Consider the following 15708-nt stretch of genomic DNA (forward strand, 5'->3'; position numbering starts at 1 on the left):
CCCTCCCTGGACGCTACATACGACCTGCGGCGCTCTCGCATCCTGCTCCGCTTGCAGGGCCGGTGCTGGCCATCCATGGCCAGCCCGTTCGCCGGGAAGAACTTCCCGCCTCCCCCCTGTCGAATGACCTCCTCTTCGGCCTTGCCCCCGGCCCCCTGTCTGCGTCGGTTCGAATTCTCGACGTTATGTCTTCGAAGCCTCAGCGAGAGCGAGCATAGCGGCGCAGGGCCGCATCGGCTTCGGCCTGGGCCTGTGTCAACGCCTCTTCGGGAGACGCCTGCCCGGTCAGCGCCGCCTGCACGGCGTTGTCCAGCGCCCGGCGTACGCGTCCGCCCTGGTAGGTGGCCAGTTCCGCAGTGCCGTGTTCGAGCTGGTCGCGGGCCACCGCCGCCGGCGGGAAGTCCTCGACGTAGTCACGCAGCAGCTCGGTCTCGTAGGAGTCGGGGCTGACCCCCATATAACCGGTCTCGATCGACCAGGCGGCGGCGCGCTCGGGGTCCGTCATCCAGCGGATGAAGGTCATTGCGGCACGCTGTTCGTCTTCGGTGGTGTCGTTGAAGATATAGAAGTTGCCACCGCCGGTGGGGCTGCCCCGCTGGGTGTTCATCGGCAGCATGGCCACGCCGAAGTCGAAAGACGCCTCGTTGCGCACCGCGGTGAGGTTGCCGGTGGTGTGCCACATCATGGCGGTGGCCTGCTCGATGAAGTTCTGGCGCAGGGTGCCCCACTCGATGGTGCCGTCGGGCATGGCCTGGTGCTCCCGGGAGAGCGATACCCAGTACTCCAGCGCCTCGATAGAAGCCGGGTCGTCGAAGTAGACCTCGGTGCCGTCTTCGCTCATCAGTCGATGACCGTTCTGGAAGGCGAACGCCTGGAACATCCAGTAGGGGTAACCGGTGGAGGGCACCATCACGCCCCACTGGTCGCCGCCGCTGGCTTCACGCACGGCAGCGGCCATCTCGGCCATTTCTTCCCAGTTCTCCGGCGGGGTCTCGGGGTCGAGCCCGGCGGCCTCGAAGGCATCCTTGTTCCAGTAGAGCACGATGGTGGAGCGCTGGAAGGGAATGCCATAGGTCTGGCCGTCGAGCTGGCCGTTTTCCATCAGCCCGGGATAGAAGCTGTCGAGCCAGTCGCGCTCCTCGTCACTCTCCACCAGATCGTCGAAAGCCACGATGGCGTCCTGCTCGATCAGGTCGAAGAGGTCGATGGAGAACAGCACCGAAAGCTGTGGAGCATCGCCCGCCTCGATGGCCGACATGGCGCGCACCCGGGTATCGTCATAGTTGCCGGCATAGATGGCGTTCACCGAGATATCGGGATGCTCGGCCTGAAAGTCCGCGACCAGGTCGTCGATGACGTCGGTCAACGCACCACCGACGGCAATGGGGTAGTACATCGTCAGTTCGACCGGGTCTTGAGCGGCGGCCTGACCGGCGGTCAGCAAGCCGGCGGCGGCCAGGCCGCACAGTGCGGGGGCAAGGCGTGCGTTCATGGATTGACTCCTGGTGAGTAGTTTCCGGAAGGACCGGGCGAGGTTTCCACCCCGCTTCTCTGCGCTGGTTGATTCTGTCTCAGGCGGCCGGGGGCCGCGGACAGGTCATATCCCTGGAGCGCCAGGCGCTGCCCGTCTCCAGAACTGAAGAAGTGCGCCGCCGAGGGCGCCCATTGCAGGCGGCAGGCCGTTCCCCCGTCCACGCCGGGAGCGCCGTCCAGGCGCGCACGCAGTTCCTGGTTGCCCACCCTGAGCCGCACGATGCTGTCGGCACCCAGGTACTCGGCATCGATCACCTCGGCCGGCACACCGCTGGCATCGGCAGGCAGCACGGCAATGTCCTCGGGGCGCACTCCCAGCAGGTGTCCCTTGGCGTCATGGGAAGCCACACTACAGTGCGGCTCGCCCTCGATGACGGCGCCATCGGCGGCGGCGGCGAGTGTCACCAGGTTCATCGCCGGGCTGCCGATGAAGCTTGCCGCGAAGGCCGTGGCCGGCCGGTTGTATAGCTCGTCGGGCGTCGCGTCCTGGACGATGCGTCCCGCCTCCATCAGGATCACCCGGTCTCCCATGCTCATGGCTTCCACCTGGTCGTGGGTCACGTAGATCACCGTCATGCCCAGCCGCTGCTGCAGGGCCTTGATCTCGCGGCGCATCTCGCCGCGCAGGCGGGCATCGAGGTTGGAAAGCGGCTCGTCCATCAGGCAGATGGGATGCTCGGAGATGATCGAACGCGCCAGCGCCACACGCTGGCGTTGCCCGCCCGAGAGCTGGGCCGGCTTGCGGTCGAGGTAGGCTTCCAGGTCGACCAGATGCGCCACCCGGGCGAGCCGCTCCCGGCGTTCGGCCCTGGGCACCTTGCGGCTGCGCAGGCCGAAGACGATGTTGTCGGCCACGCTCAGGTGGGGAAACAGCGCATAGGACTGGAACACCATGCTCAGGCCGCGATCCCCGGGCGGCAGGTACGTCACGTCACGCTCGCCGATCCGGATGCGCCCGTCGCTGGCCTGTTCGAGGCCGGCTATCATGCGCAGCGTCGTCGACTTGCCGCAGCCCGACGGGCCCAGCAGGATCACGAACTGCCCGGGTGAGACATCGAAGGAGATCCGGTCCACGGCGGCCTGGCCGCCCCAGGACTTGCTCACGGCCTCGAGCCGGATGCGTTTGTCGTCGTTCATGGCCCGCCCGTCATCATTGTCACGACAGGGATCAGGAAGGTCTGGTCTTGGTGCTTCCCTTGTCATGGTCGCAAGCGTCATGCTGCCCATATCACCCTCCCTGAATCAGCGTAGCCGCACTTCGGCCTCTTTGCGGTGCATCTTCACTCACTGATATGACAGGCGCATGACGCCGTGTGGCCAAGCCTTCGGAACAGGTCGGCAGCCGGCGGGTCCATGCTAGAATTCGGCTTTCACCCTGACAGGAACCGACGCGCCATGTCCCTCGACGATCTGCATCTGAACCTGCGCAACCTGACGCAGGACGATTACCCTCAGCTCAAGGCGCTGATGGATGCCGTCTATGACGATATTGGCGGTGCCTGGCCACAGCATTCCATCGACCGGCTGATCCAGGAGTTTCCCGATGGACAGATCGCCATCGAGGACGATGAACGTCTGGTCGGCGTCGCGCTGACCGTGCGGGTCGACTACGACGAATTCTCCAACCCCCACCAGTACGACGACCTGGTCGGCAACCGCGAGATCATCCTCAACGACCCGGAAGGCGATGCCATGTACGGGCTGGATGTGCTGATCCACCCCGACTACCGCGGCTACCGGCTGGGCCGGCGCCTCTACGAGGCACGCAAGGAACTGTGCCGTTCCATGAACCTGCGGGCGATCCTCGCCGGTGGGCGCATCCCCCAATACCACGAGCATGCCGACGAACTCTCGCCCGCCGAGTACATCGAGCAAGTGGCACGCAAGGAGATCCACGATCCGATCCTGTCGTTCCAGCTGGCCAATGACTTCCTCGTCAAGCGCCTGCTGCGCAAGTACCTGCCGGAAGACGAGAAGTCCCAGGGCTACGCCACGCTGCTGGAGTGGAACAACATCCTCTTCGAGCCCGCCGAGAGGGTGCTGGAGAATCGTCCCACCCAGGTGCGGATCGGTGCCGTGCAGTGGCAGATGCGCGAGTGCGCCTCGGTGGAGGCGGTGCTGCAGCAGGTCGAGTACTTCGTCGATGCCCTCTCCAACTACCAGAGCGATTTCGCGGTCTTCCCCGAGCTGTTCAACGCCCCGCTGATGGGGTTGCAGGACCGTGCCACCCAGCAGGACCAACTGGCCGCCATCCGCTTCCTGGCCGGCTTCACCGAACAGTTCAAGACCGAGCTGTCGCGCATGGCGGTCTCCTACAACATCAACATCGTCGCGGGTTCGATGATCGAGGTGGGCGAGGACGACCGGCTCTACAACATCAGCTACCTGTGCCATCGCGACGGCACCATCGAACAACAGGCCAAGCTGCACATCACCCCGCAGGAACGCCGGGAGTGGGTGATCGAAGGCGGCGACGAGCTGCGCGTGTTCGAGACCGATGCCGGCCGCGTGGGCATCCTGATCTGCTACGACGTGGAGTTTCCCGAGCTTGGCCGCCTGCTGGCCGACCAGGACATGGACATCCTCTTCGTGCCCTTCTGGACCGACACCAAGAACGGCTACCTGCGGGTGCGCCACTGCGCCCAGGCGCGGGCCATCGAGAACGAGTGCTACGTGGTACTGTGCGGCAGCGTCGGCAACGTGCCCTCGATCCGCAATCTCGATATCCAGTACGCCCAATCGTCGGTGTTCACGCCGTCGGACTTCGCCTTCCCACACGACGCAGTGCTCTCGGAGAGCACCCCCAATACCGAGATGGTCATCTTCTCGGACCTGGACCTGACCCGGCTTACCGTGGTGCGTGCCGAAGGCTCGGTGACCAACCTCAAGGACCGGCGCAAGGACCTGTTCGACCTGCGCTGGCGCGACTGGTCCTGGAAGTCCGGCAGCCTGACGCCGGGGGCCACCCCCGAGGAGCACTGAAGCCATGCTGGGCCGCTTGCGCCGCTGGCGGGCCGAGCGCTTCGCCGCTCGCCACCCCTTCCCCGCGGCGACCTGGGCCGAAGCACGCGCGCGCCTGCCGCTGCTAGCGGCACTCGACGACGACGAAGCCGAGCGCCTGGGACGCCGGGCCTGGCATTTCCTGCACGTCAAGCGGCTGAGCCTGCACCCCGAGCTTGCCGGGCAGACGCCCTTCGACCTGGCGGCCCAACTGGCGCTCTCCGCCCAGGCCTGCCTGCTGACGCTGGGCTGGCCCTTCGACGACCATGTCGACGCCTTCAGCGGCGTTCACGAGATCCTGATCCTGCCCGAGGCATTCCGCCGCCATGTGGAGGAGATGGACGAGTTCGGCGTGATGCACGAATACGTGGACGAACGGGCCGGCGAGACCTCGTCGCAGGGCCCGGTGGTGGTCGCCTTTCCCGATCTGATGGAGAGCGGCGGCCTCGACGGCTTCAACGTCGTGCTCCATGAGCTCGCCCACAAGCTCGACCTGGGCAATTCGCTGGATGTCGATGGCTTCCCGCCACTGCCCCGGGATATCGACCCGCAGGAGTGGCACCGGGTCTTCATCGGCGTATGGGACGACCTCCAGGCACACCTCGTCCGCGAGGAGCCCACCCCCATCGACGACTATGCCGCCAGCCACCCCGGGGAATGCTTTGCGGTGTGCTGCGAGTATTTCTTCACCGCTCCCGATGTACTCCACGAGGCCTACCCCGCCCTCTATGAACTGCTGACACGCTACTTTCGCCAGGACCCACTGGTGCGACTGCCCGATGACCACGCCCTCGCCTCCCATGACCGCCGGGGATACCATGATCGATCCGCGCCGTGACACCGAAGGCGTCGAGGTGCGCTGCGCGACGCGATTGGTGACCCGTTGCGATATCGGAGGTCAGCGCTTTGCCGGCCCGAGCAGGCTGACCAGCTCCGGAACGGGGCGGTCGGCGTAACCGGCATCGCTGATCGACTGGTATAGCGCCAGCACCGCATCGGCCACGCCATGGGCGGCATCGAGATCCTCCGTCATGGTGTGGTAGTAGCCGATATCCTTGAGGCCGTTGGCCACGCTGAAGCGGAAACCGGAAGCGTCGCCGGCGGCGATGTAGGGTCGCAGGCGCTCCAGGATCACGCCGCCGCCGCCGCCCTTGCCCAGCACGTCGAGAAATATCTCGTCTTCGATACCCGCCCGCCGCGACACCGCGGCGGCCTCGGCCAGCACCCCGGTAAAGCCCAGCGAAACGAAGTTGTGCAGCAGCTTGAGGGTGTGGCCCGCCCCGACCGGGCCGGCATGGGCGATGTTCTCGGCAAAGCACTCCAGCAGCGGCCGAACCTCCTGGAACAGTGCCTCCGGCGCCCCGACGATCAGATTCAGCCTGCCCTCGGCGGCCTCCTTGGGCGTGCGGGTCATGGCGGCATCCATGAAGCGTCCGCCGGCCTCCTCCACCCGGGCCGCCACCTTCCCGGTCGAACGGGGCAGCGCCGTGGAACAGTCGATCACCACGCCGCCTTCCCGCAATCCTTCCAATACCCCGCCGGGCTCGAACAGCACCGCTTCCACCTGGGGTGAGCCGGTCACACAGAGGATGACCATATCGGCGGCTTCAGCCACCTCACGGCCGCTCTCCTTCGTTACCGCGCCGGCTGACAGCAGGTGCTCCACCGGCTGGTTGCCGGGGTGGTCTAGAAAGCAGAGGGAGTGACCCCCACGCAGGATATTGGCGGCGATACCGTGGCCCATCAGGCCCACGCCCACCAGGCCCACTCGAAATGCCTGACTCATCGTGTCGCTCCTTCTGGTTGGATCACTCAGCCATGCTTGATGGCGACGGTCTTGAGACGGGTATAGCTCTTCAGGCCTTCGAAGCCCTTCTCCCGGCCATGCCCGGAGCGCCCGACGCCGCCGAAGGGCAGCTCGATGCCGCCCCCGGCACCGTAATTGTTGACGAACACCTGGCCGCTGCGAATGCCCTTGGCCAGTCGCAGCTGCCGACCTCCGTCGCGGGTCCACACCCCGGCACAGAGGCCGAAGTCGGTGGCATTGGCCAGCCGCAGGGCTTCCGCTTCGTCGGCAAAGGTCTGCACCGCCAGCACCGGGCCGAACAGCTCCTCCTGGAGTACGTCATGGCCGGCGGGAATATCCGTCAGTATCTGCGGCACCACGAAATGGCCACCGGAGGGAGCGCCAGCGGCCAGCTCTCCCCTTGCCGCCACGCGGATGCCATCCTCGGCGGCTGCCGCCAGGCGCGCTTCCAGCTTCGCCTGCTGGCGGGCATTGATCAACGGGCCGCAGTTGGCATCCGCCTCACCCGCATCGCAGCGCAGCGTCGAGAAGCGCTCGATCAACAGTTCCATCACGGCCTTGGCACAGCTCTCTTCCACCAGCAGGCGACTGCCCGCCGAGCAGGTCTGACCGGCGTTCTGGATGATCCCGCGGACCACCGCCTCCAGCGCGGCGTCCCTATCGGCATCCGCGAAGACGATCTGCGGCGACTTGCCGCCCAGCTCCATGGTCACCGGTACATGATGGACGGCGGCGGCCTGGGCAACATGCGTTCCCGTTTCCGGCGAGCCGGTAAACGAGAGATGGTCGATGCCGGGGTGAGCCGCCAGGGCAGCGCCCGCCTCCCTGCCTAGGCCGGGCACGACATTGAGCACACCGGGCGGCAGACCATGCTCGCAGGCCAACTGGGCCAGGCGCAAGCCGCTCAGGCAAGCGTCCTCGGCCGGCTTGAGCACTACGGTATTGCCAGCCGCCAACGCCGCCGCCACGCAGCGCCCGAAGATCTGGGCGGGGTAGTTCCAGGGAATGATCTGGGCGCAGACGCCATAAGGCTCGCGCAGGGTCATCACCGCAAAGTCGTTCTCGAAGGGGATGGTCTCGCCGTGCAGCTTGTCGGCTGCCCCTCCATAGAAGCGAAAGTAACGGGCGCAGGCCGTGATATCTCCCCGGGCCTGGGTCATCGGCTTGCCGGTATCGGCACACTCCAGAGCCGCCAGGTTGTCGTGATTCGCCTCGATGATCTCGGCGAAGGCGAGCAGCCATTCGCTGCGCCGCCGTGCCGTCCAGGACGACCAGTCGCCCAGCTCACCCGTAAAGGCGCTGCGGGCGGCCACGACCGCCGTTTCGACCTCCCACGACTGGCTACGGGCAATTTGCGTTATCACCTCTCCGCTGGAAGGCGTCCGTACCTCCAGCCGCTCGCGTGTCGCGACCCACTCACCGGCGATGAGCGCGTCGCGAGGTGGCATGACAAGTAAGGAAGACATCGTTGGTTCCTTGTTTTTGTTGACCGTTCTTGGGAAGAACACGTTGTACATCAATAGACCAGCCGAACCAGCCCCATGGAGATCCATGGCATGTAGGTGATCGCCATCAGGCAAACCATCAGCAACAGGACGAAACGCACTACCTGGGGCAGTATCTGCTCGAACGAGATCTTCGCCACCGCACAGGCGGCGAACAGGTTGACACCCAGCGGCGGCGTGATCATGCCCAGCGCCAGGTTGACCACCATGATCAGTCCGAAGTGCACGGGATGGATACCGAACTGAATGGCGATGGGCGTCAGGATTGGCGCCAGCACCAGAATCGCCGCCGAGGTCTCGACGAACATGCCAATCAACAGCAGCACCACGTTGACCACCAGCAGAAACATCAGCGGGTCGCTGATGATATCCGTGACCCAGGCGGCAATCTGTGCCGGCAACCCGCTGCGACTGAGCAGAAAGCTGAACAGCGTGGCGGCGGAGATGATCAGCATCACTGCCGCCGTCGAGATCACGCTCTGACGCAGGATCGGCCACAGGTCGTCCCACTTCAGCTCACGGTAGACGCATCCGCCCACCACCAGGGCGTAGAACACCGCGATGGCAGACGCCTCGGTCGGCGTGAATACGCCTCCGTAAATTCCGCCGAGTACCACTACCGGCATGAGTATGGCGGCCCAGGCGCGCCGAAAAGAGACGACGAAGCTGGCGCTGTCCCGATGATCATTCAGGCCATAGCCCTTGGCCTTGCAGAACAGGTAGAGGAACAGGATCAGGGCACTACCGACCAGCAGGCCCGGACCGACACCGGCGAGGAACAGCTGCCCGATGGAGGTATTGGTGCTGACCCCGAACAGAATCAATGGAATCGACGGCGGTATCAATACACCGAGCTCCGCCGACGAGGCCTGGATCGATGCCGCCAGCGGCCTGGGATAGCCATGCTTGACCATGGCCGGGATCAGGATGGCACCAATCGCGAAGGTAGTCGCCACGCTGGAGCCCGATACCGCAGCGAACATCATGCAGGTCAATACGCAGGTCATCGCCAGGCCACCCTGCACGCCACCGATGATCGACTTGGCCAGGTCCACCAGGCGCTGGGAGATGCCCCCCGCCGCCATCAGGTTACCGGCCAGGATGAAGAAGGGAATCGCCATCAGCGGGAATCTGTCGATGCCGATGAACATCTGCTGGGGCACCATCAGCAACGGCAGGTTCGAGAAAAACTCGATGCCGATGATCGAGGCCAGGACGATCGAGATGGCAATCGGCACCCCGGCGGCAAACAGGATGACCAGTGACAAGCCAATGACCAGATTCATTGGCGGGGCCCCTGCTCATCCACCTTTTCCGTCCGCACCTCATGGTTACCGGATGCCTGCCGGACGTCATGCAGCTCGATCTCGGGGCTGATCTCACTGTTGTCCGGGCCAATGGGCTCGCGTCCGGTCGCCTGAGCCAGCAGCCTGGCGATCACCGCCACGATGGCAAAGCTGGCACCGGTGGGAATCGCCGCATAAGCGTATGACATGGAAATATTCAGGCCCGACATGGTCTGATTGCTGACCCGCAGCGTCATCTGAATGCCGAAATGGATCAGCACCGCCAGCACCACCAGGCTGCACAGCACGATGGCGATCTCCAGTACCAGCACCAGCCGCTTGGGTACTAGTCGGTAAATGCTTTCCACGGCCATCATGTAGCCACCGCGATAGGTGGCGGCAGCCGCCATGAACACGCACCAGATCATCGCCGCCCGCGAGGCGACTTCGGTCCAGGTGGACGGCGCATTCAAGACGAATCGGGTCAGTACCTGATAGAAGCTGAGCGTGACCGAGACGATCAGCATGGCCACGGCAATCAGAATGGCCAAACGAGTCAGTTGATATTCCAGTCGAAGCAACACGACGGCCATATATCACCTCGCGTAGTGCAGCCTCCAGCAGCTTGCCGGAGACCGCTATTGGGGAGAGTTCAGCAGCTGGCGGCCTTTTCCTGGATACGCTCGAGCATTTCGCTGCCGTGCTGCGAGGTGAAGATCTCATAGGCCGGCTCGACCGCCTGCTGGAAGGGGCCTATGTCGATATCGGTCTTGACCGTCATGCCATTCTCCTCGAGAAGCGCCACTCCTTCGCGTTCCAGGCGCGAGACCTCCTCGCGGGTCGCCTCGGCCGAGGCACGGGCCGCCTCGTGGAACCACTCGCGTTCCTCGTCGCTCAATCCATCGAGCAGGATCGGCGAGCCGAGCACCGCAGATGGCGAATAGACGTGCCCGGTCAGCGACAGGTAGTCCTGCACCTCCCAGAAATTGGTGGCCACGATCACGGTGATCGGGTTCTCCTGGCCGTCCACGGTGCCCTGCTGCAGAGCGGTGAACAGCTCGGGGAACGCCATTGGGGTCGGGCGGGCACCCATTTGCCGGAACGCCTCCTGGTGCACCTCGTTCTCCATGGTGCGGACCCGCAGGCCATCGGCATCGGCTGGCGTGGCGATCTCACGCCGGCTATTGGTCATGTGGCGAAAGCCATTCTCGCTCCAGGCCAGGCCGACCAGCTCGTGGTCGCTCATCTTCTCGAGCAGTTCATCACCCAGCTCACTGTCGAGCACGCAGCGAGCCTGGTCATAGCTCTCGAACAGGAACGGCAGATCGAGCACGTAGGTTTCCGGCACGAAGTTGCCCAGCGGCCCGGTGGAGGTGATGACGACATCCACGGTGCCGATCTGCAGTCCCTCGATCATCTCCCGCTCGCCGCCCAGGGAACCGGACGTGTATTCGTTAACGGTGAAGGCCCCATCGCTCAGTTCTTCCAGCGTCGACTTGAAGGCCTGGGCACCGACGGCGTAATGGGAAGTGGACGATAGCGTGTGGCCCAGGCTGACCTCCTGGGCCGCCTGTGCGTTGGCGGCAACGACGGCCAGGGCACAGGTGGAAAGGCCACTGACTGTGGCGGTGAAGGTGCGGCGTGCGAATAGCGTTTTCATTGTTTTGTTACCTCTTCGTCGTGGAACACCTCGGGTTTCGTGCTGCCTGTCTCGGACAGGAGCGCCGTCATGCCTTTCCGTTCAGGAAGGCATCGACGATTTCACGCAGGCTGCCATCGCCCCGAAAACCCAGCTCTCGGGCGCGACGCGTGGTGAATCGGGAGGGCCAGCCGGACACGATGGCCGAGATGCGGGCATCGGGCTCATGACGCACGCGGGCAACCGCCTCGTCGCCCGCCACCTGGCGCAGGGTCTCGAGCATCTCCGCCACCGTGACCGTAATGCCCGGCAGCATGAAGGCACGGAAGGGCCCCAGGGCGTCGCCCGGTACCTCGGCCCCGTGTATGAGGGCCTCGATCACCTTTTCCGGTGACATCACGAACATCGCCAGGTCGGTGGACACCGGACATACCGCCTCCTCGCCGTTGAGGGGCTCGCGCAGGATGCTCGAGGCAAAGCTCGATGCCGCCGCGTTGGGACGCCCCGGGCGAATGATGATGGTCGGCAGGCGCAACACCCGACCGTCCACCAGGCCGCGACGACTGTAATCGTTGATCAAGAGCTCGCTCATGGCCTTCTGGGCACCGTAGGAATTCTGCGGCTGTAGCGCGGTCATGTCGTCGAGCACCTCGGGCAACTCGCCGCCATAGGCCGCCACCGAACTGGCCATGACCAGGCGCGTCTCGGCAAGGCCACGGGCATGACATCCCTCGAGCAGTGCCCGGGTGGCGTCGAAGTTGACCCGCATGCCGAGTTCCAGGTCCGTCTCTGCGGCGGCGCTGACGACGGCAGCCAGGTGGTAGATGACATCGGGCCCCGCGGCCAGCGCCGCGTCGAGTCCACCCGGCTCGGTGATATCCAGTGCCAGCCGTGTCACCTCGACCCCGTCGGTGGCCGGCATGGGTGGCTCGGCCATATCGACGAGCGTCAGGTGACGTATGGTTTGGCCATTGAGTTCACCCTCGGCCAGCAGCCGTTCCACGAGCTGCTGGCCGAGGAAGCCGGCGGCACCGGTAATGACAATATGCATGTGAGCCTCGCCTTCGTTATCGTTGTTGCGGTCGTGTTGCTGACATGTCGCCGTCGTGCGTGCCCTTCATCCGTTCGACCGGGTGTTCCTGGCGGCGTCAGGCGTCAGGCCATGCTCTCGCCCCCACTCCAGCCCTTGGCGGGTGCCGCCAGCGGGGCGATACTCGCAGCCCACCCAGCCGGCGTAGCCGAGCGATTCGAGACGTTCGAAGATGGCGGGATAGTGGATTTCCCCCCTGTCGGGCTCATGGCGCTGCGGTACCCCGGCGATCTGGATATGGCCAATGGCCCCGAATTGCCGCTCCAGGTGGCGAATCAGGTCGCCCTCCATGACCTGGCAGTGATAGAGATCGAACTGCAAGCGAAGGTTGTCGGCTCCCACCGCTTCGAGCACCGCCATGGCCTGGGCCTGGCGCGACAGGAAGTAACCCGGCATGTCCCGGGTATTGATCGGCTCGATCAGCACCTGGCACCCCACCTTCGCTGCCTCGTTGGCGGCGAAGCGCAGATTGTTCAGGTAAGTGGCGTGATGCGCCGCCCGAACCACGGCATCGGCATCGGCCGGCAGCAACCCGGCCATGGCGTGCACCCGCTGGCAGTCCAGCGCCTCGGCATAGCGCAGTGCCTCGACCACGGCGTCACGGAATTCCGCCTCGCGCCCCGGCAGGCTCGCCAGCCCACGCTCCCCCGCGTCCCAGTCACCGGGCGGCAGGTTGAACAGGACCTGCCGCAGGTCGCTCTCCTGTAGCGCCGCCTTCAGTGCCATGGGCTCATGCGCATAGGGAAACAGGTACTCGACGCCGTGAAAGCCGGCATCGGCGGCTGCCGCGAAGCGGTCCAGGAACGCATGCTCGGTGAACAGCATGCTGAGGTTGGCGGCCAGTCGAATCATGGGGGCATCCTGATCGTGTCGGATTCTGTCAAAGAGGGTTCAGTCGCGTGGAAAGCGCGCCTCGAGTTCGGCAACCTGCCCGGGTGTCAGGCAACGCGGGTTCTTCCCGCGCAGCAACAGGAAAAGCCTGGCGGTTTCCTCCAGCTCCTCGGTGGCGTGGACCGCCGCCTCCAGCGTCTTGCCGGCCACCACCGGGCCATGATTGGCCAGCAGCACCGCACTGTGCTTGCCCGCCAGGCCGCGCACCGCATTGCCCAGCGACGGGTCACCGGGCAGGTGATAGGGCACCAGGGGCAGCTTGCCCACCCGCATGACATAGTAGGCGGTCAGCGGCGGAATGCAGTCGCAGGGGTCGATCTCCGGCAGGCAGGAGACAGCCACTGAATGGGTCGAATGCAGGTGTACGATGGCGCCGGATCGGGGCCGCTCGTCATACATCGCCATGTGCAGGAAGCTCTCCTTGGTAGGCCGGTCACCCCCCAGCAGCCGCCCCTGCTCGTCCAGCCGCGAGATACGGGCGGGATCGAGCCGTCCCAGGCAGGCGTTGGTGGGTGTCATCAGCCAGCCTCCATTGTCCAGTCGCACGCTGATGTTGCCGCTGGAGCCCATGGTCAGCCCCCGAGCGAACAGCGACTCCCCGAGGGTGGCGATCTGCTCGCGCAGGCGATTCTCGTCATGCCCGCTCATCGCTTCGCCTCCCTCATGAGAACCTCGAAGGCCCGGGTGAAAAAATCGGCGTCGCCGAAGTTACCGGACTTCAGCGCCAGCGACAGCGGCGCCTCGTGGCCGGCCAGGGTCGCCTGGGTCCAGGGCACGCCGGGGGCAATCTGCTCGCCGATACGCATGGCGCGTACGCCCAGTGCCGAGACCACGGCCCCGGCGCTTTCGCCACCCGCCACCACCAGCCGCCCCACACCTTCCTCGACCAGGGTCGAGGCCAGCGTGCTCAGAGCCGCTTCGACCAATGCTCCGGCCCGTTCGACACCAAGCGCCTGCTGCGCCTGCCCGACCCGTTCGGCATCGGCCGAGGCATACAGCAGTACCGGGCCGCCGCCTGCCAGCTCACGACGGGCAAAGGCCAACGCCTCGGCCAGATGGGTGGCGCCTTCGGCCAGTGCCTGGGGGTCCAGCGCGAACCCGGGATGCCGTGCCAGAAAGTGGTCGACCTGAGACAGTGTCGCCTTCGAGCAACTCCCCGACAGCACCAGGGCACCGCCCGAGGCGGGTGCCAATAGCCCGGGACGGGTCACCTCGGCCAGCCAGCCCCGCCGCCGATACTGCTCCGGCAGCACCTGGCCCAGCCCGGAGCCACCGGTCACCAGGGGAAAGTCCACGACGGCTGCCGCCAGGGTTGCCAGGTCGGCTTCGTCCAGGGTGTCGCAGATCGCCTGACGAACCCCCTGCCGGGCCATGTCATCGAGGTGCCGGCGGGTCGCCTTGCTGCCCCGACTGATCACCGAGCGCGGCACCAGGCCAACGGGATGCGCGCTCTGGCGCGCCAACACCCGGACCAGGTCGGCATCGCGCATCGGGGTGAGCGGATGGTGCTCCATGCCACTCTCGTTGAGCAGCCGGTCGCCCACGAACAGGTGGCCCTGATAGACCGTGCGCCCATTGATCGGAAAGGCCGGCACCATCACCGTCTGACGGGCGCCAAGACGCTTGGCCAGCGCATCGCTGACCGGGCCGATATTGCCCTCGTCGGTGGAATCGAAGGTGGAGCAGTACTTGAAGAAGAATTGGCGTGCGCCCCGGGCCTGCAGCCACTCCAGTGCCGCCAGCGAATCGGCAACGGCCCTGTCCGCCGGACAGGAGCGGGACTTCAAGGCGATGACGACGGCATCGATGCCCCGGGAAGTATCGGTCAACGGCCCCAGCGCCTGGTCGGGCACGCCGTTCAACTGCACGCAGCGCATGCCGCCGCGCACCAGGTTATTGGCCAGGTCGGTGGCGCCGGTGAAGTCGTCGGCGATGGCACCCAATACGATAGCCACCGTCAGGCCCCCTCCGCATCACCGGCCGCTCCCGGCAGGGTGATGCCCGACAGCCGCTGATAGACCTTGATGACAGCCGAGTCGTCCTCCCTTCCGTAGCCGGCCCCCTTTGCGGCGGTGAACTGCTGCAGGGCGCTGGCGGCCACCGGTGTCGGCATGGCCAGTTCACGTCCCGTTTCATGGACGATATTCAGATCCTTGACGAAAATGTCGACGGCGGACAGCGGCGTATAGTCGCCGGCCAGAATGTGCGGCACGCGGTTCTCGAACATCCAGGAATTTCCCGCCGAATGGGTAATGACCTCATGGACGGTATCGGGATCGAGACCCATGCGGATACCCAGGGCCACCGCCTCCGCCGCCGCCGCGATATGCACGCCGGCCAGCAGCTGATTGACCAGCTTCATGCCGGAGCCGGTCCCCGGCACATCTCCCAGCCGGTGGACAATGGCCGCCACGGCATCGAACACGGACTCTGCCTTGGCGAAAGCCTCCGGGGAGCCCGACGCCATGACCGAGAGCTGTCCCGCCCTGGCCTTTACGGCACCGCCGCTGATCGGCGCGTCGAGCATCTCGAGGCCAGCGGCCGACAAGCGTTCACCAAGCCTGCGGGCCACGCTCGGCGCCACGGTGGCGCACTGGATCACCAGGCCGCCTGGAGCCATCCGCCCCGCCAGGCCATGGTCACCGAACAGCACCTGCTCGACCTGATCGGCATTGACCACGACCACCAGTACCACATCACAGCGTTCGGCCAGTTCGGCGGGCGACGCAACGCTTTGCCCCCCACTTCGCTCGAAGCGTTGGCGTGCCGGCTCGCTCACATCGCAGCCGATGACGTTCGCCCCCCTCTCCAGCAGGACCATCGCCGCCCCCATGCCCATGGCCCCAAGGCCGATCACACCCACTCGTGGTCCGCTTGCCGACGTGTCATTCACTTGTCGCCTCCTGTTAGCGCTACCATGTTAGCGCTAACATAGTTTTAGATGATCGCCAGAGCCG

The 15708-nt window shown here is 65.5% G+C and carries 14 protein-coding genes; 2 read left to right on the forward strand and 12 right to left on the reverse strand.

Going from position 1 to position 15708, the window contains the following annotated elements; translation table 11 throughout:
- Positions 1 to 199: 199 nt before the first annotated feature.
- Positions 200 to 1492 (reverse strand): ABC transporter substrate-binding protein, encoded by a 1293-nt coding sequence (locus tag C1H69_RS18660; RefSeq protein ID WP_102654871.1) that lies wholly within the window; start codon positions 1490 to 1492, stop codon positions 200 to 202.
- On the reverse strand, positions 1489 to 2670 hold the full coding sequence (locus tag C1H69_RS18665) for an ABC transporter ATP-binding protein (RefSeq protein ID WP_102654872.1): 1182 nt from the start codon (positions 2668 to 2670) through the stop codon (positions 1489 to 1491). Before C1H69_RS18665 ends, C1H69_RS18660 begins: the two co-directional genes overlap by 4 nt.
- A gap of 258 nt (positions 2671 to 2928) precedes the next feature.
- Here C1H69_RS18665 and C1H69_RS18670 point away from each other — a divergent pair, with 258 nt between their 5' ends.
- Complete coding sequence (locus C1H69_RS18670; RefSeq protein WP_102654873.1) at positions 2929 to 4515, forward strand: bifunctional GNAT family N-acetyltransferase/carbon-nitrogen hydrolase family protein; 1587 nt, start codon at positions 2929 to 2931, stop codon at positions 4513 to 4515.
- A gap of 4 nt (positions 4516 to 4519) precedes the next feature.
- Positions 4520 to 5371: a M90 family metallopeptidase gene (locus C1H69_RS18675; protein WP_102654874.1), complete on the forward strand. Its 852-nt coding sequence runs from the start codon at positions 4520 to 4522 to the stop codon at positions 5369 to 5371.
- 60 nt (positions 5372 to 5431) lie between these two features.
- On the opposite strand, the gene C1H69_RS18680 is transcribed toward C1H69_RS18675, so the two are convergent.
- The 10 genes from C1H69_RS18680 to ltnD form a co-directional block, all read right to left on the reverse strand.
- A complete protein-coding gene (locus C1H69_RS18680; RefSeq protein WP_102654875.1) occupies positions 5432 to 6319 on the reverse strand; it encodes an NAD(P)-dependent oxidoreductase in 888 nt (295 codons plus the stop codon).
- 26 nt (positions 6320 to 6345) lie between these two features.
- Positions 6346 to 7806, reverse strand: a complete 1461-nt coding sequence (locus C1H69_RS18685; protein ID WP_102654876.1) for an aldehyde dehydrogenase family protein — start codon at positions 7804 to 7806, stop codon at positions 6346 to 6348.
- A gap of 50 nt (positions 7807 to 7856) precedes the next feature.
- On the reverse strand, positions 7857 to 9131 hold the full coding sequence (locus C1H69_RS18690; RefSeq protein ID WP_102654877.1) for a TRAP transporter large permease: 1275 nt from the start codon (positions 9129 to 9131) through the stop codon (positions 7857 to 7859).
- Positions 9128 to 9724 carry a TRAP transporter small permease gene (locus tag C1H69_RS18695; protein WP_102654878.1) on the reverse strand — a complete coding sequence of 199 codons (597 nt, stop codon included), beginning with the start codon at positions 9722 to 9724 and terminating at the stop codon, positions 9128 to 9130. The genes C1H69_RS18690 and C1H69_RS18695 overlap by 4 nt, the downstream gene beginning before the upstream one ends.
- Positions 9725 to 9783: 59 nt before the next feature.
- Positions 9784 to 10791 (reverse strand): TRAP transporter substrate-binding protein, encoded by a 1008-nt coding sequence (locus C1H69_RS18700; protein WP_102654879.1) that lies wholly within the window; start codon positions 10789 to 10791, stop codon positions 9784 to 9786.
- 67 nt (positions 10792 to 10858) lie between these two features.
- Positions 10859 to 11821 (reverse strand): D-erythronate dehydrogenase, encoded by a 963-nt coding sequence (gene denD, locus C1H69_RS18705; protein WP_102654880.1) that lies wholly within the window; start codon positions 11819 to 11821, stop codon positions 10859 to 10861.
- 66 nt (positions 11822 to 11887) lie between these two features.
- Positions 11888 to 12712 carry a 2-oxo-tetronate isomerase gene (gene otnI, locus C1H69_RS18710; protein WP_102654881.1) on the reverse strand — a complete coding sequence of 275 codons (825 nt, stop codon included), beginning with the start codon at positions 12710 to 12712 and terminating at the stop codon, positions 11888 to 11890.
- 39 nt (positions 12713 to 12751) lie between these two features.
- Positions 12752 to 13399 carry a 3-oxo-tetronate 4-phosphate decarboxylase gene (gene otnC / locus C1H69_RS18715; RefSeq protein WP_102654882.1) on the reverse strand — a complete coding sequence of 216 codons (648 nt, stop codon included), beginning with the start codon at positions 13397 to 13399 and terminating at the stop codon, positions 12752 to 12754.
- A complete protein-coding gene (otnK, locus tag C1H69_RS18720) occupies positions 13396 to 14706 on the reverse strand; it encodes a 3-oxo-tetronate kinase (RefSeq protein ID WP_102654883.1) in 1311 nt (436 codons plus the stop codon). The genes otnC and otnK overlap by 4 nt, the downstream gene beginning before the upstream one ends.
- A 2-nt stretch (positions 14707 to 14708) precedes the next feature.
- Positions 14709 to 15644, reverse strand: a complete 936-nt coding sequence (gene ltnD / locus C1H69_RS18725; RefSeq protein ID WP_240610003.1) for an L-threonate dehydrogenase — start codon at positions 15642 to 15644, stop codon at positions 14709 to 14711.
- Positions 15645 to 15708 lie beyond the last annotated feature (64 nt).

Source organism: Billgrantia endophytica, assembly GCF_002879615.1.
GTDB classification, from domain to species: Bacteria; Pseudomonadota; Gammaproteobacteria; order Pseudomonadales; family Halomonadaceae; genus Halomonas; species Halomonas endophytica.

Bases quoted from the DNA above. Each gene is read 5' to 3' on its own strand.
- C1H69_RS18680 (WP_102654875.1), bottom strand. From the start codon at position 6,319: ATGAGTCAGGCATTTCGAGTGGGCCTGGTGGGCGTGGGCCTGATGGGC.
- C1H69_RS18665 (WP_102654872.1), bottom strand. From the start codon at position 2,670: ATGAACGACGACAAACGCATCCGGCTCGAGGCCGTGAGCAAGTCCTGG.
- C1H69_RS18660 (WP_102654871.1), bottom strand. From the start codon at position 1,492: ATGAACGCACGCCTTGCCCCCGCACTGTGCGGCCTGGCCGCCGCCGGC.
- otnI (WP_102654881.1), bottom strand. From the start codon at position 12,712: ATGATTCGACTGGCCGCCAACCTCAGCATGCTGTTCACCGAGCATGCG.
- C1H69_RS18675 (WP_102654874.1), top strand. From the start codon at position 4,520: ATGCTGGGCCGCTTGCGCCGCTGGCGGGCCGAGCGCTTCGCCGCTCGC.
- C1H69_RS18690 (WP_102654877.1), bottom strand. From the start codon at position 9,131: ATGAATCTGGTCATTGGCTTGTCACTGGTCATCCTGTTTGCCGCCGGG.
- denD (WP_102654880.1), bottom strand. From the start codon at position 11,821: ATGCATATTGTCATTACCGGTGCCGCCGGCTTCCTCGGCCAGCAGCTC.
- C1H69_RS18700 (WP_102654879.1), bottom strand. From the start codon at position 10,791: ATGAAAACGCTATTCGCACGCCGCACCTTCACCGCCACAGTCAGTGGC.
- C1H69_RS18695 (WP_102654878.1), bottom strand. From the start codon at position 9,724: ATGGCCGTCGTGTTGCTTCGACTGGAATATCAACTGACTCGTTTGGCC.
- otnC (WP_102654882.1), bottom strand. From the start codon at position 13,399: ATGAGCGGGCATGACGAGAATCGCCTGCGCGAGCAGATCGCCACCCTC.
- C1H69_RS18670 (WP_102654873.1), top strand. From the start codon at position 2,929: ATGTCCCTCGACGATCTGCATCTGAACCTGCGCAACCTGACGCAGGAC.
- C1H69_RS18685 (WP_102654876.1), bottom strand. From the start codon at position 7,806: ATGTCTTCCTTACTTGTCATGCCACCTCGCGACGCGCTCATCGCCGGT.